Origin of the sequence: Roseinatronobacter thiooxidans (assembly GCF_001870675.1) — a bacterium.
GTDB lineage: Bacteria > Pseudomonadota > Alphaproteobacteria > Rhodobacterales > Rhodobacteraceae > Roseinatronobacter > Roseinatronobacter thiooxidans.
Window position 1 is genome coordinate 129,350 of sequence record NZ_MEHT01000046.1, and the last position, 22,293, is coordinate 151,642.

Annotated in this window: 16 protein-coding genes; 2 read left to right on the top strand and 14 right to left on the bottom strand. The window is 61.3% G+C overall.

The window, feature by feature from the left end; all coding sequences use genetic code 11:
* Positions 1 to 47: 47 nt before the first annotated feature.
* From BG455_RS16325 to BG455_RS16375, 11 genes are all read right to left on the bottom strand, one after another.
* Entirely contained in the window at positions 48 to 1,103 is a 1,056-nt protein-coding gene (locus tag BG455_RS16325; protein ID WP_084386529.1) for an NADPH:quinone reductase, read from the bottom strand.
* Positions 1,084 to 1,707: a glutathione S-transferase family protein gene (locus BG455_RS16330; protein WP_071471070.1), complete on the bottom strand. Its 624-nt coding sequence runs from the start codon at positions 1,705 to 1,707 to the stop codon at positions 1,084 to 1,086. The genes BG455_RS16325 and BG455_RS16330 overlap by 20 nt, the downstream gene beginning before the upstream one ends.
* A complete protein-coding gene (locus BG455_RS16335) occupies positions 1,704 to 2,816 on the bottom strand; it encodes an MFS transporter (RefSeq protein WP_084386531.1) in 1,113 nt (370 codons plus the stop codon). Before BG455_RS16335 ends, BG455_RS16330 begins: the two co-directional genes overlap by 4 nt.
* Before the next feature lie 152 nt (positions 2,817 to 2,968).
* Positions 2,969 to 4,915, bottom strand: coding sequence for a TRAP transporter permease (locus tag BG455_RS16340; protein ID WP_071471071.1), 1,947 nt, complete (start codon positions 4,913 to 4,915; stop codon positions 2,969 to 2,971).
* 90 nt (positions 4,916 to 5,005) lie between these two features.
* Positions 5,006 to 5,992, bottom strand: coding sequence for a TAXI family TRAP transporter solute-binding subunit (locus BG455_RS16345; RefSeq protein ID WP_071471072.1), 987 nt, complete (start codon positions 5,990 to 5,992; stop codon positions 5,006 to 5,008).
* A gap of 89 nt (positions 5,993 to 6,081) precedes the next feature.
* Positions 6,082 to 7,047 (bottom strand): NAD(P)-dependent oxidoreductase, encoded by a 966-nt coding sequence (locus BG455_RS16350; RefSeq protein ID WP_071471073.1) that lies wholly within the window; start codon positions 7,045 to 7,047, stop codon positions 6,082 to 6,084.
* Positions 7,044 to 8,300: an MmgE/PrpD family protein gene (locus BG455_RS16355; protein WP_071471074.1), complete on the bottom strand. Its 1,257-nt coding sequence runs from the start codon at positions 8,298 to 8,300 to the stop codon at positions 7,044 to 7,046. Before BG455_RS16355 ends, BG455_RS16350 begins: the two co-directional genes overlap by 4 nt.
* Before the next feature lie 98 nt (positions 8,301 to 8,398).
* On the bottom strand, positions 8,399 to 9,643 hold the full coding sequence (locus BG455_RS16360) for a CaiB/BaiF CoA transferase family protein (protein WP_071471075.1): 1,245 nt from the start codon (positions 9,641 to 9,643) through the stop codon (positions 8,399 to 8,401).
* Entirely contained in the window at positions 9,640 to 10,788 is a 1,149-nt protein-coding gene (locus BG455_RS16365; RefSeq protein ID WP_071471076.1) for a thiolase family protein, read from the bottom strand. The genes BG455_RS16360 and BG455_RS16365 overlap by 4 nt, the downstream gene beginning before the upstream one ends.
* A 4-nt stretch (positions 10,789 to 10,792) precedes the next feature.
* A complete protein-coding gene (locus BG455_RS16370) occupies positions 10,793 to 11,191 on the bottom strand; it encodes a Zn-ribbon domain-containing OB-fold protein (protein ID WP_071471077.1) in 399 nt (132 codons plus the stop codon).
* Positions 11,181 to 11,981 (bottom strand): IclR family transcriptional regulator, encoded by an 801-nt coding sequence (locus BG455_RS16375; protein ID WP_071471078.1) that lies wholly within the window; start codon positions 11,979 to 11,981, stop codon positions 11,181 to 11,183. Before BG455_RS16375 ends, BG455_RS16370 begins: the two co-directional genes overlap by 11 nt.
* Positions 11,982 to 12,278: 297 nt before the next feature.
* Here BG455_RS16375 and BG455_RS17405 point away from each other — a divergent pair, with 297 nt between their 5' ends.
* Positions 12,279 to 12,449, top strand: a complete 171-nt coding sequence (locus tag BG455_RS17405) for a hypothetical protein (RefSeq protein ID WP_170124761.1) — start codon at positions 12,279 to 12,281, stop codon at positions 12,447 to 12,449.
* A gap of 136 nt (positions 12,450 to 12,585) precedes the next feature.
* Here BG455_RS17405 and BG455_RS16380 read toward each other — a convergent pair whose 3' ends face one another.
* The gene (locus BG455_RS16380; RefSeq protein WP_071471079.1) at positions 12,586 to 17,727 is read right to left on the bottom strand and encodes a VWD domain-containing protein; all 5,142 of its coding nucleotides are present in this window, start codon (positions 17,725 to 17,727) and stop codon (positions 12,586 to 12,588) included.
* A 310-nt stretch (positions 17,728 to 18,037) separates the two neighbouring features.
* On the opposite strand from BG455_RS16380, the gene BG455_RS16385 reads away from it, so the two are divergent.
* Complete coding sequence (locus tag BG455_RS16385; protein WP_071471080.1) at positions 18,038 to 19,474, top strand: DUF6880 family protein; 1,437 nt, start codon at positions 18,038 to 18,040, stop codon at positions 19,472 to 19,474.
* A gap of 14 nt (positions 19,475 to 19,488) precedes the next feature.
* Here BG455_RS16385 and rsgA read toward each other — a convergent pair whose 3' ends face one another.
* Both rsgA and BG455_RS16395 read right to left on the bottom strand, forming a co-directional pair.
* On the bottom strand, positions 19,489 to 20,523 hold the full coding sequence (rsgA, locus tag BG455_RS16390) for a ribosome small subunit-dependent GTPase A (RefSeq protein ID WP_071471081.1): 1,035 nt from the start codon (positions 20,521 to 20,523) through the stop codon (positions 19,489 to 19,491).
* Between the two features lie 457 nt (positions 20,524 to 20,980).
* Positions 20,981 to 22,228 carry an NAD(P)/FAD-dependent oxidoreductase gene (locus BG455_RS16395; RefSeq protein WP_071471082.1) on the bottom strand — a complete coding sequence of 416 codons (1,248 nt, stop codon included), beginning with the start codon at positions 22,226 to 22,228 and terminating at the stop codon, positions 20,981 to 20,983.
* Positions 22,229 to 22,293 lie beyond the last annotated feature (65 nt).

Sequence of the window (22,293 nt, forward strand, 5' to 3'; positions counted from 1 at the left end):
ATGGGTTCTGTGGTCTCAAGAAACGCGGCGGCCGTGTTCGGCAGCCCTCAGCCCTTGGAAAGGTCTAGGATAACTTTGCCCATGACGTGCCCCTCTTCGACCAGCTGATGGGCCTTGGCGATATCTGCAAGCGGCAGGCTATGCGCTATGCGATGGGACAAGATGCCGGGGCGCAGCAGGCCGCAAACCGCAGCGGCAATCTCGCGGCTATGGTGGGCGTCAAGACGGTGGATAAAAAGAAACCGGATGCTGACATTGCGCTGGCGAAAATCCCGTATCGGCATTTCGCTTGTATTCGTGGCAGAGCCAAAGCTGACAATGCGCCCCCCATGGGCCATGACACTGGCCGAAAACCCTGCATTCTGCGTTGTGTTGACGTCTACGAAATGGTCCACACCCCGGCCCGATGTCCAGTCATGGACCTGCGCCTCGGCCTCTGGGTCGGTGTAGTTGACCACAAGATCGGCACCTGCGCGCAGGGCCTCTTCGGCTTTGGCGGGGCCGGAGACCGAGGCGGCAACCTGCGCGCCGCCCAGTTTGGCAATCTGGATGGCATAATGGCCCACCGCCCCTGCACCGCCCGCCACAAACACTGTCCGGCCCGCAACCGGCCCGTCGCCCATAACGCTGTTCCATGCCGTCATAACGGGAACCCCCAAGGCGGCCCCGTCCAGAAACCCCGTAGCATCCGGCAAGCGCACCGCCAGATGCTGTGGAAGGGCCACATACTGGGCAGCCGTCCCGAACGCGCGCCCGAACTGTGCGCTATGTATCCAGACACGCTGATCCATCCGCGCCGGATCGACCCCCGCTCCGGTGGCCACGATCACGCCTGCGCCGTCATGATGCGGGATAATGCGCGGGTAGCCCATTTTGCGCCCCGGCGTGCCGCCGCGCACTTTGGTATCTGTCGGGTTCACCCCAGAGGCATGGACCTGCACCACAACCTCGCCTGCGGCGGGCTTGGGGTCGTCAATCTCGCCAATCTGGAACACGGCATTGGCGGGTCCGGTGCGGTCGTAATAGGCGGCTTTCATGTCAGTCTCCAATCCGGGAAAGGCAAAGGGGCTTTGGCCCTGTTCTTCAGTCTTGGGCGGTGGCAAAGGCCCCTGCTGGCAGCGCGGGCACCCAGCTGTGTTGGACGGCCTCCAGCCAGCCTGCCAGCGCGGGGCGCGCCTGTGTCAGCCCGTGGCTGGCATGGCGCAGCTCGATCCATTCAAGTGCGGCAACAAGGGTTATCGTTGCCAGATCGGGGTCTGGGCCAAGCGCGTCGATCTGGTCTGCGAGATGGTCCATCCCCCGTTCCAACCTTGCAAGATGGTGCGCGGCAACTGTGGCAGAACGGTATGGCGCGGGCCTGAGCATTTCGCGGCGCAAGCCTGCACCGGCATCGATCAGGCCGTTGCACACGGCAGCCAGCGCCAGTCTGCGCGTGCGCGCAGCTTCGGCTTTGGGCAGAAGCTGGCCGCCGCCCGCGCGCCTGTCCAGATGCAGGCAGATGATCGTTGAATCCGTGATTGCCCCTGCGTCAGCCTCCACCAGAACCGGAATCTGGCGCAAGGGTGTCGCGGCGCAAAACGCGGGCGACGGGGTGTTCAGGTCCACCCCGATACTGCGGCACGCATCCCATAGCCCAAGGATTTGCATCGTAATCCGCACCTTGTTCACATAGGGCGAGGTGGTAGTGCCATAAAGCGTTGCACTCATGCCTTGGGTTCCTTCGCTAGGTTGGGTGCATACTGGCTTTCAGGGGCAAGCAAGGCCCGTCGCCCCAGTGCCAGCGCAAGGGCCAGCGCGCCGCCCGCCACCAGCAGGCCCGCCCAATATCCGTGCCCAAGCAGAACCGGATAGCCCACCCCCGCAGCCCCGCCGCCAATGTAATATGCCGCCACATATGTGCCTGCGACGCCGGACCCCATAGACCCCGCCACGCCAGAGCCGACAGCATGTGTTGCAAACACACCAAACAGCACCACTGCAAAGCCCAGCACCAGCATAAGAACTGAATCATATGCCATCAGCAAAATGCCAAAGGCCGCAATCGCAATGCCAACGCGGGCGGCATGCAGCGTGCCGATCTTGTCTGACAGCCAGCCGCCACTGCCCGACCCTATGGTTGCGGCAAGGTAGACAAAGAATATCCCCCCGATTGCCCCGACCGAAAGGCCAAGTTCTGTCAGCCGGTAGGGAAGCAGGTTCGACAGCAGCAAATTGACGAATAAAAGCGTGGCCCCGAACATGAAAAGGGGCCATTTGCGCATCTGGTAGGTGGGTTTGGGCAACTGGACACGCGCCTTGATGCTCAGCAGGACCGGCCCGATCAGTAGGGCGGGCAGGTAAATCGCGGTAAGCGCGACAGGCACCCCGAATGCCTCGATCAATATGCCCGCGCTCATCCGGCCCAAGGCCGCGCCAATGGCGCTTAATCCCGTGAATATCCCCACCATTGTAGCAACCCGCGCGGTGAACAAGGCCCCCATCGCCGCCATTGCCAGCCCCGGAATGGCCGCCAGCGCAAGGCCCTGCGCAAACCGGGCCAGCCCCCAAAGCATGATATCGGGCGCCCAAGCCGAGGCAATTCCGGCCACACCGCCCAAGATGGTGGCAAGGCCCATGAAACGCCCCACATCGCGCGCCCATAGCGGGTAGAAGAGTGACCCCAACACCATGCCAAGGATAGGCAGACTCATCCCGATCCATGCAGCGCCAAGGGGCGCGCCGAAATGGTCTTCGATGGCAGGCAAGGCCGGCTGGATCGAATACAGCGAGATCGAGAAGACGATGCCTGCGGCAAAGAGAGCATATTTCAACAGCATTTCCTTCGCGTGGCCTGACGCAATTTCAAAAAAGTCGTTAGACTTTTCGGTTAGACATTGCGGCAGAACAGAAAGTTAAAGCGTTTCGGTGTTTCACCGGAAAACCGAAACGCTTTTGGCCCTGTGGCGGGTCTGCACTGGCGCGGCACTGGTTACACCGCTGGTGGCGGCGCGGCGGCGGCGGCACGCTGCAACCTGAATTGATACAGATAGGCGATGGCGACCAGCGCCAGACCCGCTGTATCCAGCAGCAAATCGCCCGAGATCAGCAAAAGTGCGGCAATAAAGGTTGCGATACGCACCGCAATACCCGCCCTGACAAGCAACCAGCCCTGCACCGCGCTGGCCAACAGGAAGATGCCAGCCATGGCCGTCACGATAGAGAATGCAATGACCAGCGGGTCGCCCACCATGATCAGCGCGGGGGAATAGACAAAGGCGAAGGGCACGATGAACGCTGCAAGCCCGATCTTGAACGCCTCGACCGAGGTGCGCATGGGCGGAGAGCCTGCAATCCCAGAGGTGGCGAAAGCGGCCAGCGCAATGGGCGGCGTAATGGCCGACATGACCGAGAAGTAGAACACAAACAGATGCGCCAAAAGCGGGTCCATTCCGGTGCGCACCAAGCCCGGCGCCACGACCGAGGCCGCAACTGCATAGGCGGCCGTGGTTGGCATGCCCATTCCAAGGATGATCGAGATGAACATCGCCGCCAGCAAGGCCGCAAGCTGGTTTTCCTGCGCGATCGAGAACAGGATATACGAGAAGCGCCCCCCCAGCCCTGTCAGAGAGATGACACCCACGATAATGCCCGCACAGGCGCAGACCGCCACAAGCTGTAGCGACATGCGCCCGCCCATGGACAGCGCGTTCAAGATGACTTTCGGACTCATCCTTGCGCGTGTCGAAAACCATGTGGTCACAACCACGGCAACCATCGCCAGGGTGCCAGACCGGATGATCGAGTAACCCGACATCAGAAGGATGATCAGGATCAAGATCGGGGCAAGAAGATAGATCGAAGTGACCAACTCGCGCAAATTTGGCAACTCGCTGCGGGGCAGCCCTACAAGCCCTTGTTTCAAGGCTTCCTTATCGACCATCAGATAGACCGAAAAGAAGTAAAGCAGCGCAGGGATCGTGGCCGCGATCACGATCTGGGTGTAGGGAATGCCCGTTACCTCGGCCATGATAAATGCGCCCGCGCCCATGATCGGCGGCAGGAATTGCCCCCCTGTCGAGGCGGTCGCCTCGACCGCGGCAGCAAAGCGGGGGCTGTAGCCCACACGTTTCATCAAGGGAATGGTCAGCGACCCGGTCGCCACAGCATTGCCCGCCGATGTGCCATTGATCATGCCCATCAGACCAGAGGCGATGACCGCAACCTTGGCAGGGCCACCCCGCGCGCGCCCCGCCATCGCAAAGGCAAGCTGGACAAAGTAATTGCCCACCCCCGAGACCTGAAGGAAGGCCGCGAAAACGATGAACAGCACAAGATAGGTGGATGACGCCGCTAAAATGACACCAAACACCCCTTCATTGCCATAAAGGTAGCTTATCAATCTGCTGTAAGAATAGCCCCGATGCTCCAGCACGCCGGGCAGCATATTGCCAAAAAGGCCGTAGCCAATGAAGATCAGCGCAAGAATTGGCAGAATGATCCCCGATGTCCGGCGCGTAAACTCCAGCACCAGAAAGATGCCGACCGTTGCAAAGATTACATCATTCTGATTGGGAAGTGCGCCTACCCTGAAATACAGACCGCTCAGGTTCTGATACAGGTAATATGTGCACCACAGCGCCGCGACCGCGAATGCCAGATCGAGAATATTTGGCCGAACCGCGCCGCGCCATCCCGAATAGATAATAAACGCGATGGCACTGCCCACGCTAAGATGAACACTGCGAAATATCCACGGGTCAATGGGCTTTACGTTCAGCACATACAGGTGAAACAGGACATAGCCGGCAGAAATCACTGTGATGACCATTGCTGCAACACTGGAAAACGGCCGCTCACGCATGCTTGCATCAGGCAGGGCTGACGCGACATCGGGGGTGGTCGGAGAGACGGAAACGGACTTTTCGGGTGTTACCATGATTCATTGTCCTTGGCCTGAAAGAGGCTGCCCGCCCGTCATGGACGGGCAGCTTCACTTTGGGTCGCTATTGATCAACAGACCGCAGGATCAGTTCATTTCAGGCGGATACACATGATCGCCCAGTTCGATACCGATCTCTTCATAATAGCGGATCGCACCGGGGTGCAGCCAAGCGAAGCTGTTACGCCCGATATTCTCGGCCAGCGTTTCGGCTGCGGACGAGTGGGTCTGAACCATGGCTTCGTTGTTCTCCATGATGGTCTTGACCATGTTATAGACAAAGTCGGCGTCCATATCCGCATGGGCCACGGCAAAGTTCCACATGCCGATCGTTGCAAGGTCTTCGTCATACCCTTCATAAGTGCCTGCAGGGATCACCTCGCGCCCGACAAAGGGATAGGTTGCTTCGAGGTGGTCGATCTGCTCATCCGAAAACCCGAAAAGGCAGCTTTCGCGCTGCGCGCGGATTTCCTGCACTGCTGGCACAGGAATGCCCGCCGCTGTCATCATGTGGTCAAGCAAGCCATCCATCAGCTGCGATGCCTGATCGCCTGTCCCGCCGGGTTGCAGCGTGGCGGTGATCCCAAGTTCCGGCAGGAAGATCGGCAGATATGTGCCGGGCGTACTTGCTGCGGGGCCGATGCCCAGGCGCGAGCCGACAACATCCTCGACCGAGCAGTTGCCCTGCGGGGCCAGTGTGATGCCATGGAACGGGGTCATGAACATGGGGAACAGGATACGGAAATCGCGGCGCTCTTCGCCGCCCGTCCATTCTGCGTTCCCTGTCCAGGAATCATACAACGGGCCTGTTGTAACAAGGCCGATATCCAGCTGTCCCGCATCCACCAAAGCGATATTCTGGCTTGGCCCTGCGGTCACCTCGACACTCACAGGTATGCCGGTTGCGTCTTGTAGAACTGTCGCAATAGCCCCGCCATAAACATAGTAGGTGCCCCCGATTGCAGAGGTGCCGATATTGAGGGACCGGGGCGACTGCGCGTCAGCGCCCATTGGAAGACTTGTCGCAACAAGCGCGGCAAGACTGGTGCTTCCAAGAAATTTCAGAATAGTCATAGTTTTCTCCTCCGATGGTTTGACTGAAGCTTGTGCATCAGCGTCTTGGTTTCTTCTGCGTCGCGCTGCGAAAGCTCACTCCTCCAAGGTCACGTTGGCAGCACATTGATTGGATCACCTGCATAAAACGCTTCGATGTTTTGCGCGCAGGTGCTTAGAAATCGGTGGATCGTGTCGCGTGACGTCCATCCGACATGCGGGGTCAGGATTACATCATCCCGACGGCGCAAGGGGTGCTCTGGTGGCAGTGGTTCTGGCTCGAAGACATCCAGACAGGCGCCGCGCAAATGCTGGCGGTCTAACGCAGTGATCAGGGCGTCGGTGTCTACGATGGCCCCGCGCGATGTGTTGATCACAAGCGCGCCGGGCTTCATTTGCGCAAACCGCGCGGCATTCATCAATCCGCGGGTTTTGTCCGTAAGTGGCAGATGAATGCTCAGGACATCGGATTGCCCAAGTAGCGCCTCCAGGCTTGGCGCAACCGAAACCCCGTCGGGCACATCGGCGGCGGTCAGACTGCGGGACCACGCCATGACATCCATGCCAAGAGCCATGGCGGGGCCAGCCACAGCACGCGCTGTAGGCCCGAAGCCCAAAAGCCCCAATCGCTGAGTGCCGCTGTCACGGCACAGCATCGCGTGCCAAGCGCCCGTGCGCAACATCTTGTCCCCACGCACGATGTGATGATCATGGGCAAGCATCATGCCGATCACCAGCTCTGCGACCGACGGGGATGATCCGCCGGGGGTCAGGGTGACAGTCGCACCCAGCGCGGCCACCACAGCCAAATCTATATGCGCAGCACCGCCACCGGTTTGCGCGATCAACTGCAACCTGTTTGCCTGTGCCAGCTCTGTCGCACCGATGCGCGCGCGCTCTCGGAACGGTATCAGGACATCGGCATCGCGGATAACCTCTGCCAGCGCATCCGGTTCAAGCGGGTGATTATAAATGCTGACCTTGAACCGGCTGCGCAGCTTTTGCACGGCGGGGGCAGTGTCACAAATCCCGTCCCAGTCATCAAGAATGACGATATGCTGAAGGTCTCCACTCATGCGCTTATCACTCCGGATGGCGGCGTTCCGATAGCCTGTGTCGAGCGCAGCAGCCCGGCTGCATAGCCTTCCCACCGGGGTGCGGCCTCGCCCAGCAACAGGCGCAATTTCTTGCCGTGGCTTTCGGCTGTCATTGGCTTGGCGGGGGTTCCGGTCGCATGGTCCGCGCTGGCCTCGAACAAGGTTCCGTCTGTCAACGCGACTGTCAGCCGCGCGGGCAGGCATGCAGGATAAGCGGCGTCAAGCTGCGGGCTGTGGATCAACTCGACCTTGTCACGCAAACGGACCACTGCGGGGTCATGCAATGTCTGTGCGTTGAATGCCCCTTCGATTGTGCCATTCAACAAGGCCCAACTGACAACATGCGGATAGGAAAACGCCGCCTGTTCAGGGGTTTCGGGCGCGCGCACGCCTGCAACCTTGATCGCACTGCCATAGGTTGTCACGCGCACAGCGGCGATATCGGCCTTGCTGTGACCGGCTTTCGCAAGCGAATTGGCGATGCCGATTGCCGCTTCAATGCCGGTATGCGTGTGGCCGCAGCAGGGATAGGCCTTGAGGGTCAGCGCCTCGATCCTTGGCGGCTCTGTGCTGCCGAGCGCGTCCACCAGACATTTCGCTTGCGGATTGCCCCCAAGGGTCGCCAGAAAGCCGCCCGGCCCCTCCAGTGCGCGGCGCGCACCTGTGACGCCTGCGCGCGCCAGATCAGCCGAAAGCACGCCCACCATAGCTGCATGCGCCGGATGCACCGGCTTGGACCCTGCATTGTCATCCGAGAAGGCCCAAAGCGCTGCGGCCTGTGTTGCCGCTGTTCCGATCGCGTCGCGCGTCAAGGTTGCGTTCAACCCCATCACACGCGCGGCCGCTGCGGCAGCACCTATGGCGCCAACCGTGCCTGTGGTGTGGAACCTTGCGTAATGGTCGGTGCCTGCGGCCTCTCCCAGACGGATGCCAACTTCGTAGCCCGCCACAACAGCGGCAGCAAGATCAGAGGCTTTGGCCTTGCTGCGTTGCGCTACCGCGAAAGCCGCGCTTATTGTCGGGGCACCGGGATGGTAGATCGAGGGGCCATGCAGATCATCATATTCCAGCAAATGGCACGCATAGGCATTGTGAAACGCGGCCATGGCAGCGCTGTCGCGCAAATCGGTGCCCAGTATCGATGCCTCGCCCAGTTTCGCGGGCGCGCCAACTGTCTGATGCAGCCGTGTCGCACCGGCGGCACCGGCAACTGTGCACGCCGCCCAATCCAAGAGCGCCCGTTCATAAGCGCCCTATGTCGCGTCTGAAAAGCTGCTTGCCGACAGCCCTGCGACATACTCCGCAAGCTGGTGGGTTGCACCTTGCCGTGTCATACCTCCTGCCCTTCTGCTGTCTTTCCCGCGACATCCAGAACAACCACGCCCTTGGCGACCAGTTGGGCGATGTCCTCTGCGCTTAGCCCAAGACGCTGGGACAAAAGCGCTTGCGTATGCTCGCCCAGACGCGGCGGCATTGAAAATGCCCGCTCTCCATGCGCGGGGAATTTCATCGGGTCCCCCGTAATGGGCAGTTTACGGCCATCTGAGGCGCTGGCGGTCGTGACCATATCGCGCGCAAGAACCTGTGGGTCTGCAAGGGCCTGATCAACCGTGTTGACCCTTGCCGAGGGGATTCCCGCATCGACCAGAAGCGGCAACCATTGAGAGGAACTCTTTGTCTGAAAGGCGCGTTCCAACGAATCCCAAAGCGCCAGCTTGTTTTCAAGCCGCAAGGTGTTGTCGGCGAACCTTGGGTCGGATGTCAGTTCCGCCAGATCAAGAACCTTGCACAAGGACACCCACATCGGTTCGGTATTTGCCGTGACCACGACTTCCTGACCATCGCCGCACATGAAAGCGCGGTAGGTGGGGATCGAGTCGTGCCCCGCGCCCTGCCGGCCAGGCACATCGCCCGACACAAGGTAGTATTGCGCCTGATAGGATAACATGGAAATCTGCGCGTCCAGCATGGCAACATCGACAACCTGCCCCTGACCTGTCCTTTGGCGTTCGGTCAGCGCGGCAAGCGTGCCGATGACGGCATACATGCCTGCCGCAAGATCGCCCAGCGGCACCCCTGCGCGCACAGCGCGCCCCTCTTTCGGGCCTGTCATCGACATCCCCCCGGAGAGCGCCTGAACGATCATGTCATAGGCCGGACGGTCCCGATACGGGCCTTCCTGCCCGAAACCTGTGATCTGACAGATGACCAGTCGCGGGTTATGGGCGCGCAACAACTCCACTGACAGGTTCAGGCGGTCCAGGACACCGGGGCGAAAATTCTCGATCAGCACATCTGCATCTGCAAGCAGATCAAGCAGGATTTTGCGCCCCTCTTCGGCCTTCAGGTTCAGGCAGATGCTTTGTTTGTTGCGGTTGGTGGAATGGAAATAAGCGCTGTCCCCATGCACCATATGCGGCGGCAGGATGCGCGTTGCATCCCCTTTACCCGGCACTTCCACCTTGATGACATTTGCACCCAGATCACCAAGTATCTGCGTTGCATAGGGACCAGACAGAAAGGTTGTCAAATCCACCACACAGATCTTTTCAAGCGGGCCGCTGCGCATTGTCATTCTGTTGCCTCCAGCACTGTGACGGCGCAGGCACCATGATCAAGGCCGCTGATGCCGCCGCCGGTGCAATGGGTCACCCCGACCCGTGGCAGCCGCGCGACCTGCCGCGCACCGGCGGCCCCGCGCATCTGGGTGACAATCTCGATCAGTTGCGCAATGCCGGTGGCACCCAGCGCATGCCCGCGTGACAACAAACCCCCACTGGGATTGACCGGAATCCGGCCCTGCAAGGTGGTTTCCCCGTCGCGCACAAGGGCCATGCCGCCGCCCGCCTCGCACAGGCCAAGGGCTTCGTAATACATCAGTTCTGCGATTGCGAAGGCGTCATGCAACTCGCAAATACCGACATCTTGCGCGCTGACGCCTGCCTGCTCATATGCAATGCGCGCTGTGCGCTCGGTCAATTCGGCCGAACTCATGATGCGAAACCCTGTCTTGTATAGACCCGATTGCAACGCCGTAGAGGCGACACGCACAGTTGCATCCGAGCGCTGCGCAAGCGCTTTGTCCGCAGTCAGGACAACCGCCGCCGCGCCATCGCCTGTCGGGCAGCACATGAACAGGCGCAAAGGGTCTGCAACCATGCGGCTGGCGCGCACCTCATCGGCGGTAACCGCCTTGCGAAACTGTGCGATCGGGTTAAGCGCGCCATTCCCGCGCGCTTTCACCGCGACCTTGACCAAGTCATCTTCGGTGGCACCGTATTCGTGCATGTAGCGGCGCGCGCGCATGGCATAGACCGCAGGCATCACTTGCCCTTGCGCCACCTCGATATCGGTATCTTCCAGCGGCAGCGTACCGCCGCCCAGCACCGACAGCTTTTCAACGCCGAACACAATCACAGTGTCAGCCTGCCCCGACGCAATTGCCGCGGCCCCGTCCTGCACGGCCACCGAACCAGAGGAACAGGCGTTTTCGATATTCTTGATCGGCATGCCTGTCATACCCAGATCGCGCAGTACCCTTTGCCCTGTCAGCATTCCGCCCAGAACATTGGCGCAATAGGCCGCCTGAATGTCGGACTTGGCGATGCCTGCATCCGCAAGGGCCGCGCGCACGGCAGTTTGGCCCATCTGCTCGATGCTGCGATCTGGTGTTTTTCCGAACGTGGTCTGGCCGATCCCGGCCACATATACATTGCGCATGGGGTTAGCCTTCCTTGCAAAAACGATAGCCGGTTACAGCCGTTCCATCGGCATTGGTGCGGATGGTTCCGATCACCGGCTTGACGGCGATATCCACAGCCAATTCGGCGGCGGGATGATCAATCTGGCCAAAGACGCGCACATCATCGCCGAAATCGACATAGCCCACGACATAAGGTGTCTTGAACGCCTTGGGGGCCACATGGATCTCGGAGAAGCTGTATAGATTGCCCCGAGCGCCTATTTCGGTCACCTCGAAGCTATCGCCATCGCAGTGGTCACAAAACGCGACTTTGGGGAAAAACCGCTTGCCGCAGCCTGTGCATTTCTCGCCAAGAAGAACGATCGTACCGTTATCATCGCGCCATGGCTGTGGCATCGGGTGCGGGGTGTCAGTGGTCATGAGTGTCTCCAGATCCTTGAGCTAGAATTTGCGAAATCCGTGTTGCATGTTTGATCACGGTTGCGGATAGGCGCGCTTCGTCCTGCGTGCCGTTGAAGCGCTGCTTTGGCAGGGTGATGCACAGATCGCCGATGACTTCGCGTTCGGGGCCAAAAATTGGTGCGGCAATGCCCACTGCATCTTGCAAGCGCTGGCCGAATGAAATGGCATAGCCCTGACGGCGAATTTTGTTGATCTCAGCGCGGATCAGATCGGGCGCGGTGACAGTTTCTTCATGTGCCCGTTCAAGATCCGCGCGCGACAGCACCTCTTCGCGCTGCGCCTCGGGCAGGAAAGCCATAATCCCCAGCCCGCTTGCAGAATAATGGATGGGTATCCAGCGGTTCAGTTCGACAACATAGCGAAGCGGGTTTTGCGACTCGACAGATAGCGCGAATATCATGCGCAGGTTTTCGGGGTTCAGCACCCCCAGCAAAACCGTTTCATCACATTCCGCGACAAGGTCTTCCATCACAGGCTTGGCGATGCGGCGCAAAGGATGGTTGCCCGAAATCAGGAAGGACAGGCGGATCAGCTCCAGCCCAAGGCAATAGCCGCGCCCTGACTCGTCGCGTTTCAGCCAGCTAGCATTGACCAGACTGGCAAGCGTCCGATGCGCGGCACTGGGTGGGATGTCCAGCGCCACAGCAAGTTCGCGCACGCCCCAGATGCGATCAGGGTCACCGCTTGCGCCCATCAAATTGATCATTTGAAGCGCACGTTCAACGGGGTTTCGAGGGGCAGCGGCCATGCGTCTTTTCTCCTGTCACCAAGCCCGTTCACAGCGATTGCGAAAAGTCTTGACGATGCGTATCTGTTCCGTTAAACAGAACAAGAGTGTCCGTTATATGGGACACACGCTAGGCGATAGTTGTTCGAGCTGTCAAGGCTGATCTCGCATGCAATGGCATGCGATAATCGCCTTTGCGCTCAAGCCGCAGCGCAGCATTTTGCCTTTAATTTATGGGTAATTTCGGTCTTGGGGGCCGTCTTGCACGCAGCGGCAAACCGCCCGCTGCAACAGCGCTGCGAGGTGTGATATTCTTCTATGACGGATAAAATTGCCGCTTTGCTGCGGGGCAGCGCACCAAAAATCGGGGCCTGTGGTGAGACACTTGCAAGACCCAAATCCGGCCTTCGCAACCGCAGCATCTACCCCCTGAAAACCGCGCGCGCGGCAGGTGTCACATTTCTGAATGCGCAGAGGTTTTGGGGCTGAACCCAGCCTGTTTCGGGCCGCGCGGCGGCTTGGCGGCCCGATTAAACGAATCATTTGTGCTGTTCACGCCCATTAAAGTCGCAGGCAGACGGGCGCAAAGGGGCCGACGCCCCCTTGCGCTGCAGCGCCGGAAATATCAGGCGAATTCCTGCATGTTGCCAAGCAAGATGGCTGTCAGCCCGATTTCGGCACCGCCTGCGTCCAATGTGTCCAGCCTGACACCACTGGGAATATTGACCCCGCTTCGGTCAAGCTCCGACAGGTCTGCTGCCGCATCTATGAAAACCCAGCGTGGCGCATTTCCCGAAGGCAGACCAACAGCGGCGCGCAACACTTCCAGCGCATCAAGCGCCGTGATCTGCCCGTCGCGGTTGATATCTGCGGCGATAAACGCCTCTCCCGGGGCATCGCCGAAGCTGGGGCGCAACCCCACTGCCATGCGCAGCACATCCAGCGCATCCAGCGCGGTGACTGTGCCATCGACGGACGGATCATAGGGGCGTGTGGCATCCACCACCCCGCCAGCCTGATTGGGCAACAGATCGAAGCCAAACTCGCCTTCGCTGCGCGAATTGCGAATATGCGCGACGGATTGCCCCTGCGGCGTAAAGGTGACGCGCACCCCTTCCATGGCAGCACCCCTGACATCCAGCACCTGCCCGCCAAAGGTCACAAGCCCGTCAAGCGCGCCGCCGGTTACGGGTGGGGCGACAATTTCGGGGGCAGTTTCTGGGCGCGCCTGTTGCTGGGTCTGGAAGGTGACAGCCGCCGCAACATAGGCAGGGTTTTCGGTGACCAACAGATCAAACAGCGCATTATTGAACGCCACGCTGCCCTGCTCCAACCCTGTTGCCAACAACGTTTGGGTCGCGCTATCAATCGCGGCGCTCTCGAAATCAGCAAGGGTGATCATTCCACTGGGGTAATCGGGCAGATAAAAGCTGTCCGGCCCTTCGCCTGCGCCATAGCTGAACAGACTGTCCGCCCGATCCGACACGCGCCATGCGTCGCGGAATGCGCCATACAGGCCAAGAATACCTGCATCTGCATCATCCCCGAACACCAGCGGGCGTGAAACCAGCTGACCATCGGGCAAGGCCAGGTCCGTGTCGGGGTTGCCGTCGAAATTGCCCAGCAATCCGTTGACCTGACCGGACAGCACAGGGCTAAGGAAGACAGAAATATCCAACCGCCCCTCTGTCACCGTGGCCGAAACCGCGCTGAGCGTGTCACCCTCGGGGGCACCATGGCGGTGGACCAGATGCCATGTGTTGCCGGTGCGGTAGACAAGATCGCCCCCCACTGCAATGCTTTGGCCAGAGGTAAGTGTGACCGCACTGCCATTGATCAGCACGCTGTCAGGTGTCGTGGCGTCCACCATCACTGTGCCACCCTCCAGACGGACAGCGGCGGCCACATTCTCGGATGCATTTTCGCCCACAGGGGCCATGCGGGCCTGCACCTCGAAACTGCCATCGGTGCTGCGGGTCAGGACAAACTCGCCCGCTGCATGGAAATCATAGGCCAGCCCGTCCAGTGTGACCAGATGCGGGTCGGCGATCGTGTCGGCGCGGGCAACTTGGGGGGCGGCGGGCGGCGCACCACCGCCGCCGCCGATCCAGTCAAGCCAGCTTTGCCACGCTGCCGGTAGCGGCACGAAAGCGGCTGGTCCCCCTTCCCACACGGCCCATAACTCGGTATCGCCCGCGCGCATTTCTGTGCCGATCACAGTGCCATCCGGCAATGGGTCGATCACCAAGGCCACATCATTCAGGAATATCCCGTCACTGGCCGACAAAAGCCGCACACCATTGCCCGCCAGCACATTTTGCGCCGCCTCCAGCATCGAGAGGTGAAGACTGCCGCCATTCATGGCAAAAGCCCCCGTAACCAAGACCTGATCATAGCCGCCGCCCGCGCTGCCAATGTCGAAATGGACAGCGCTGCCCTGTTTGACGACATTGCCGGTAATCGCCATCACCCCTGTGGCGGTGATCTGCCCGCCATCTGCGCCAATCTGGTCGCCAACATAAAAACTGGACCCCGACATCACCAGCGCGGGCTGGCCAGCGGTGCCGACAATCTCGCCATATCCCAACAGCATATTGTTCTGGGGCACAGGCCCGGAATACACCTCGATCAGGGGCGTTATCAGCCGCCCGCCAGCCAGCGCAAGCACCGAAGTCGCGGCGCCGGCATCGCCCAGCTCGACCTTGGTGCTGGCCAGAACATCGGCACCTGCGCCTATGGTCAGAATGCCCTGCCCTGCCCCTTCGGCGCTGGCCTGCGGGTTCAGGCCGCGCCCGATATGGATGCGCCCATCCGCGCCCTCAACCGCGACCCGCGTGCCTGCGCCGGTCACATCCATGCGCCCGATGCCGCCATCGACACCGATTTCCACAGCGCTGACACCGGCGTTGATCTGGACAGAGGCACCGCCGCTGATCTGCGCCGCCGCCGTGCCGCCACTGGCCCCGACAATCAGGCGCGAAACCCCCGCAGCCTCGCCCGCCAAAAGCGAACCCGCCCCGTCAACAACCAGCGCGCCTGTGGCCGCAATATCCGGCTGCCCCTCTCGGACGCGGCCAATGCCGATACCGGCCACGGTCTGCCCGGCGCTGCCATCTCCGGCATCTTCCAAAATGGCCCGCGCGCCTGCGCGCAATTCCAACCGGCCATCGCCGCCATTTGTGCCCACAAGAATGTCACGCGCCCCAAGCAGGCGCGCTGAGGCACCCTGCAAGTGCATCTCGCCCTTGCCCCCTGTTCCGGGCGTGAAAGCGGGCGTTCCGCCCACAATTACCAGCCTGTGTGCCGCCCCGTCCATGCTTACGGAAGAATCGCGAATGATGGCCTGCGCATCGCTGCCCGCACCCCCACCCACAAAGAAATTCGCACCGCTGCCCTGCGCGCTGATGGTCAGATCGCTGCCATCCTCCAGCGTCAGCCGCCCGATCCCTACCCGATCTGGCGCGTCAAACCAGCTGGTGCCCAGCCGGACACCCCCATTGCGCGCCGCCTCGATAAAGGCGGAACTGGCAGACATCGTGATCGTGCCGCTGGCGCCCCCCTCGCCACCGGCCACAAGCCATGCATCTTGCTGGCGGGCGATAAGGTCTAGCTCGCTTCCCCCAGAGAGGTGCAGACTGCCTGTCGCCCCTGCACCACTGCCCACGATAATCTCGGCGGCATCATCAACGCCGCCGGACATCACGAATAGCGTGCTGCTTTCACCAAGATCGACACTGCCCGCCCCGCCTTGCAGCCCGATGCGCATGGCCGCATAGCCGCCATCGCCACCAAGGTTGATTTCCCCCTCTGGGCCGAAGGTTATGCCATCATTGCGCGCCCCAAGCACGGCACCCCGCACCACAGCATGGCCCGCACTGCCGACGCCCTGACCAAAGGTAATATCGACATAATCGCTCTCGGCATGACCAAGAAGCACAAGCCCTTGCAGCGCCGCGCCCTCTTCATGCCCCGCGCCCGAGATATTGGCCAGCCCTGTGCCACCCTGCCGCCCGAAATTGGCGGTCACGCCCTTTAACTCAAACGGTTCGTCTTGGGCTGTGCCCGCCTGAACAGACACCAGTGCATCCGTGATGTTCAGCACGCCTTCGCTGCCCGTGTCCCAGCCGATATCGAGGTTGACATTGCGCCCCGCCCCCAGCCCGCCGAACAGGGCGCGGGCGTCATTGCTGACATCCAGAACCCCGTCCGACCCGCCGCGCCCCAGATCAAGGCCGCGCAAGCCGGTTGCACGCGATCCTGCCCCGTCTATCGTCAGATGGCCTGTGCCGCCGCCGGTCATGTTGGGGGCCGCGAAGCCGATCTGCACCAGCCCGTTGCCCCCCATATCCAGCACCGAGCCGGACAGGATCTGCGCGCGCCCTTGCGAGCCGTCCCCCCCACCGACCCAGAACCCGCCTGTCACATCCCCTGCCTGAACATGCATCCCGGACCCGTTGCGCAAGATCACGTCACCCGTGCCGTCATTCGCGTCTGACCCGCTCCAGCGGGTGCCAACATGCACCCCTGCGCTTTGCCCCTCAACAGAAAGCTGGGCCGCGTCGAGGATAAGTTGCCCCTCCCCCCCTTGGCTGCCGACCAGCACAAAGGCGTAACTGGCTGTGCCCCCGTCGCGGGGGGCGTGGATGGTCATCTGTGATCCGATGACTTCCAGAAGACCGCTGGCATCAGAACGCCCCACATCAAGATTGACGCCGCCAGCCCCGCTGGAAAACTGGGCCGTGCTGCCATTCTCCAGACGCATCCGGCCATCGGCGCCTGCGCCTGCGCCAATGGCGACATCGACGCCCTGCATCCCTTGCACTGTCAGCGCGCTGCCAGTGGCCTGAAGCGTGCCCTCGCCGCCCGCAACCCCGATATCCAGCTGCGCGAAACCCGACTCGCTGCGCGTGGTCAGACTGCCATTGTCCGCAGTTGCAGCACCCTGCGCATCGGTCCCGTGGCCGATGCGGGTGGCCGCAAAGGCGTGATGCGCATTCACAACAGCCCCGCCATTGGCGATTTGCACTGTGCCAAGGCCCCCATCAAGCCCGATGGCCAACTGCCCTGAAAGCTGCACTAGGCTGCTTTCGCCTGTTACCTGTAACTGGCCTGTCCCGTCATTGCGGCCCACGCGCAAATTCGCCTGTCGCCCATCGGGCGCGCGCAACTCCAACGCGCTGCCGGACTGAACAAGGATCGCCCCCTCATTCCCCGCAAGCCGCCCGACATTGGCAAAAACCCCCGCGCCCCCCTCGAACAGGGCGGTTGCGCCATTGCGCAAGCTGAGCGTGCCATCCGCGCCTGCACCGGCCCAATCACCGATCATTAGCCCGACTTCACCCTGCATGCTTTGGATGGTTATCGCAGAGGCATCTACCAACGCTGTGCCGGTGCCGCCGCCCACCCCGATGCTGACCTCTGCATTATTGGGCCCTGTGGGGTTTGACAGTCGAAATTCTGCCCCGCCCAGCACCTGCATCAGACCGCGCGCGCCATAGCCAATGCTTAGGCCCGTGCCATCGGGGGATGCGGGGCCAGAGACCACCTGAAGCAAACTGCCCTGATCGCGTAGAATAATTGCGCCCAGCGCGTCAGGGTCCGGCGTGCCACTTCCCGGACTTCCTGCCGACACAAACGGGCCTGCCGTGGCCGAGGTCAGTGTCAATGTCTGACCATTCGACACCAGCAACTGGCCGCTGGCATCAGAAAACCCGTAAGTGTAGGTTGACGCATTCTCGAAAAAAATGCCTGTTTTCACGACCGCCATAATACATCCTTGCAAATATGAAATCTCCGGCGGCTTCTGGCTGCGGCAAATGTGCAGCGCCCTGTCCGACCGAATTTAAAATTGAACTGCCTCAAGAAATTATTTTTGCAAAAATCTGACGCATCAGGGGGGTTTTGGCAAGATTGTTTCCACACAGCAGTGTTGCACCTGCGTAAAACCGCAACACCCTGCCAAAGGGTTATCTGATGCAGGCTTGGTGCCGCAGTAAAATATTCTGGCTTGCCCCCACCCGATCTGTCAGAAAAGCATCGCAAAACCGGCGCAACACCCAAGGGACTAGACCTGCCATATGTCCAAGAAAACCCTGAACACAGCCAATCTTGAAAAACTTGGGGCCGAAAAGCTGGCGGCGCTGGTGATGGAGCTGGTACAAGGCAGCGCCGCATTGCAACGGCGCGCACGCATGGAATTGAGCGCGGCCCAAGGGCCAAAGGATGTCGCCACAGATTTGCGCAAACGCTTTGCCTCGCTGCGGCGCGCAACCAGCTATGTCGATTGGCGCAAACAGCGCGCGCTGGTCAAGGATCTGGACGCGCAACTGACCATGATCGAAACGAACATCGCGCCGGAAGATGCCGATGAAGCCTTTGAACTGCTATGGGCGTTTTTGCAGCTGGCCCCGTTCATTCATGCCCGAACTGATGACAGCAATGGCGCAATCGGTGATGTCATGCGCCGGGCAATGGCGCTGATTGACGCAATAGCGCCGCGCCTGTCCCTTGCGCCCACAACCTTGGCTGACCGTATTCTGGACGCTGTTGTTCAGGCCGGATACGGGGAATTCGATGGAATTATTCCCGCCACCCAAGGCACGCTTGGGCAGACAGGGCTAGAGCACCTCAAGCAGATCACCCGCGACTGGGCAGAGGCCCCGCCGACCGAGCAAGAGGTCCAGCGCTATCGGCGCTACGGCTTTTCCACTGCGCCTGAACTCAGCGCGCGGCGCGCGCGCCAAAGCACAAGCGCGATTATCCTGTCCGAAATTGCCGATGCGCAGGGCGATGTTGACGCCTATATGGCCGGCTATTCCGCCGAGCAGTTGACCTATGCCACCATCGCCCCCAATGTCGCGCGACGGTTGCTGGATGCAGACCGCAGTAAAGAGGCATTCAGCATTCTGACCCGCGCAATGGCGGCAAACGCAGATGCATCTTTCAGAGTAGTCTCCCCCGATCTGGATGATGTCTATGAAGACTGCCTTGAGAAACTGGGAAAGCTGGACGCGCTCAAGACACATCTATGGGCCAGATTCGAGCAGGTGCTTTGCCCGCGCAGTTTGCGGAAATACCTGAAACTCTTGCCGGATTTCGACGATATCGAGGCCGAAGACACTGCGCTTGATCATGTTGCACATTTCCCCCATCTGGGGGCTGCGATCAGTTTTCTTGTGGACTGGCCCGCGCTGGAACGCGCGGCGAAAACCGTGATCACCCGCGCCGACGCGTTGGATGGCAATGCCTACACCACCCTGACCCATGCCGCAGACACGCTGGAGGCGCGCCACCCGCTAGCCGCCACGCTGATACGGCGCGCAATGATCCAAGACACGCTGGACGGGGCCAAATCCAAGCGCTACCGCCATGCGGCCCGTCATCTGGCTGAATGCGCGGCATGTGATCTGCGGATCGAGGATTACGGCGCATTTTCCAGCCATAGCGCCTTTGTCGCAGCGCTTCGGGCGCAGCATGGGCGCAAATACGGGTTTTGGGAGATGACAGACGCCTGACCTCGGGCAGGTGTCTAGCGGCGTTTGCCAGTGTATTTGGGGATTTTCTTGCCGTGCTGGCCCGTCAGGACAGGGGTGCTTGTGCGGTTTTCGTCATCCAGTTTGCGCCACCGTTCCAGCCGCGCGGGGTCCAGTGCGCCTGCGTTGACTGCGGCCTGAACAGCACAGCCGGGTTCATGCGCATGGGTGCAATCCCGGAAGCGGCACTGGGGCGCAAGTTCAGTGATTTCGGCAAAAAGCTGCTCCAACCCCTCTGTCGCATCACTGACCTGAAGCGAGCGCATGCCCGGCGTGTCAATCACCCAAGCGCCGCCAACAATGGCATGAAGCGAACGCGATGTCGTGGTGTGGCGGCCCTTGGCATCGCCTTCGCGGATGCTGCCGGTTGCTTGCGCCTGCGCGCTCGACACCGCCGACAGCATGTTCAGCAAAGACGATTTCCCCACCCCTGACGAGCCGACAAGCGCGACAGTTTGCCCAGCGCCCAGCCATGGCGCAAGCGACATGGCGGCCTGCGGCGATCTGGCATCCAGTGCGACCACATCCAGCCCCCGTTGCAGCCCGACCACCTGTTGCAGGTAAGGCGCGGTGTCGTCCACCTGATCGGCCTTGGTCAGGACAACCACAGGCAGCGCGCCCGACTGGTTGGCCAAAGCCAGATAGCGTTCCAGCCGTGCGGGGTTCAGATCGTCATTGCATGACGTGACAATGAACAGCGTGTCGACATTCGCGGCAATCAACTGGGGCGCGCGCCCGCCTTCGGTGCGGCGCTGCAAGATGGACTTGCGATCCAGCCGCCGGATACAGGTCAGGCTGTCCGCCTCGACCAGAACCCAATCCCCGACAGCATAATCGGCGGTGCTGGCCTTGGCGGGCAGGTCCAGCCGGACTTGTCCGGCCACCGACAATGCACCCAGTCTGGAGCGCTGCACTGTTGCGATGCGCATCGGTTCAAGATGCGCGTCTTCAGCGCCCAGCTGCCCCTCGAAGAAATCCGACCACCCGAAGGGGGCAAGCGTGGCGGAGTGCTGATGTTCTGATCCGGTCATAGCCGCATGAATGCGCGCGCGCGTGCGCTGATGCAAGCCCTACCTGCCTTCGGGCTGTGGTTTCGGCAACAGCGCGGCAAAGCGCCAATGCCACAGCATCAGGCGGCGCCCCGTCTTGTTTGTATGGCGATTGTTCTGCATCTGACATTGGGTTCCGACAATCGGTAACGAAGCTCGGCAATGCGGGGTTTTGCGGAGATAGGAATTCTGAGTGCAAAGCCGCGTAGCGTCGGGCCGCGGTGCGGCGATGCACGCTTTGGGCATAGCACTTTATGCCGGCCAAATCCGCGCAAGATCAGAGCGTTGCGCGTAGCCAAGCCAAATCGCCGTGCCGTGGGTGCGGCCCGGCGATGCGCGGCGGCGCTTCGCGCCTTTGTTCCGCGCAGGGGATGTCCCCCAAGCCCTACTTTCCGCCATTTGCACTCTTGCGCGGGGTGCAAAACACCAGCGCGCCCTGTCAAGCGGTCATGGCCGGTGCAAGCAGATCGCAGCCGGGGTCTGCGACACGGTCTGCAGAGAGCATGGCCCCCTGCTCCAGCCATCTTTTCCCTGTCATATAGGCCCGCGGGTCTGACAGGGCGTCGATGGCAATGAACCGGCCTTTGCGGAAATACCAGACCGATCCGGTGCCCGCCCGTTTGCCCGCGCGGAAAATGGTCTGGTCCGCGCCTGTATTCAGCCCGGCAATCTGAAGTTTCATATCATACTGGTCTGACCAGAACCAAGGCACAGGCATATAGGGGTTTTCCACCCCCGCCAGAGTTTGCGCCAGCGCGCGCGCCTGATCGCAGGCATTTTGCACACTCTCCAGCCGCGCGACCTGCCCTTGCAGCATGAAGGCCGCAACATCGCCAATCGCATGGATGCGCGGGTCTGAACTGCGGCACAGCCCGTCCACCAGCACGCCGCCCCCTGCCTCTTCGCGGCAGGCCAGCCCGCAAGCGCGCGCAAGCGCGTCATTGGCCAAAGCCCCGATCCCGACGATTGCCAGATCGGCGGCGATGACGCGGCCATCATCCAGCTGCACATGGCCCAAAGCGCCGTCTGCCCCTTCCAGCAAGGCCGACACGCCCACCCCTTCATGCAGCTCTACCCCTTGCGCGCGGTGCAGCGCGCGGACCATATCGGCGGTTTTGTCACAAGCCACACGCGCCAATATGCGCGGCCCCGCTTCCAACACTGTGACCGCCAGACCGCGCTTGCGCATCACAGCGGCTGCTTCCAGCCCGATATACCCCCCGCCAATGACAGCAATGCGGCGCGCGCGGTCCAATGCACCGGCCAGATGCCCGATATCCTCTATCCCGCGGATCAGATGCACACCGCGCAATGCGCCCCCCAACGCTGCGGGAAAGGGGCGCGGGCGGCTGCCCGTTGCCAGAACCAGTGTGTCATAACCGATGGTTTGCCCATCTTGCAGCACAACACAGGCCCCGCCCCGGTCAATGGCCGTGACCCGCGCGCCGGTCATCAGGCCGATATCAGAACGGGCATACCAGTCCACGGGCTTCAGCCACAAACGCTCTTGTGGCATCCCGCCCGAGAGATAGGCTTTTGACAATGGCGGGCGCTGATAGGGGGGAAACGACTCTTCCCCGATAATCAGAATGCTGCGCGTGTCGCCATCGCGGCGCAAGGTTTCGGCCAATGTCACCGCAGCCTGACCCGCGCCGATGATCACCAGTTCTGCATGGCTGTGCCGCATCTGCCGTGCCTTCCTGTTTACAGGCCGCGCGTTGCAGCCGTTATTGCCGGTGTTTTCATCGCCTG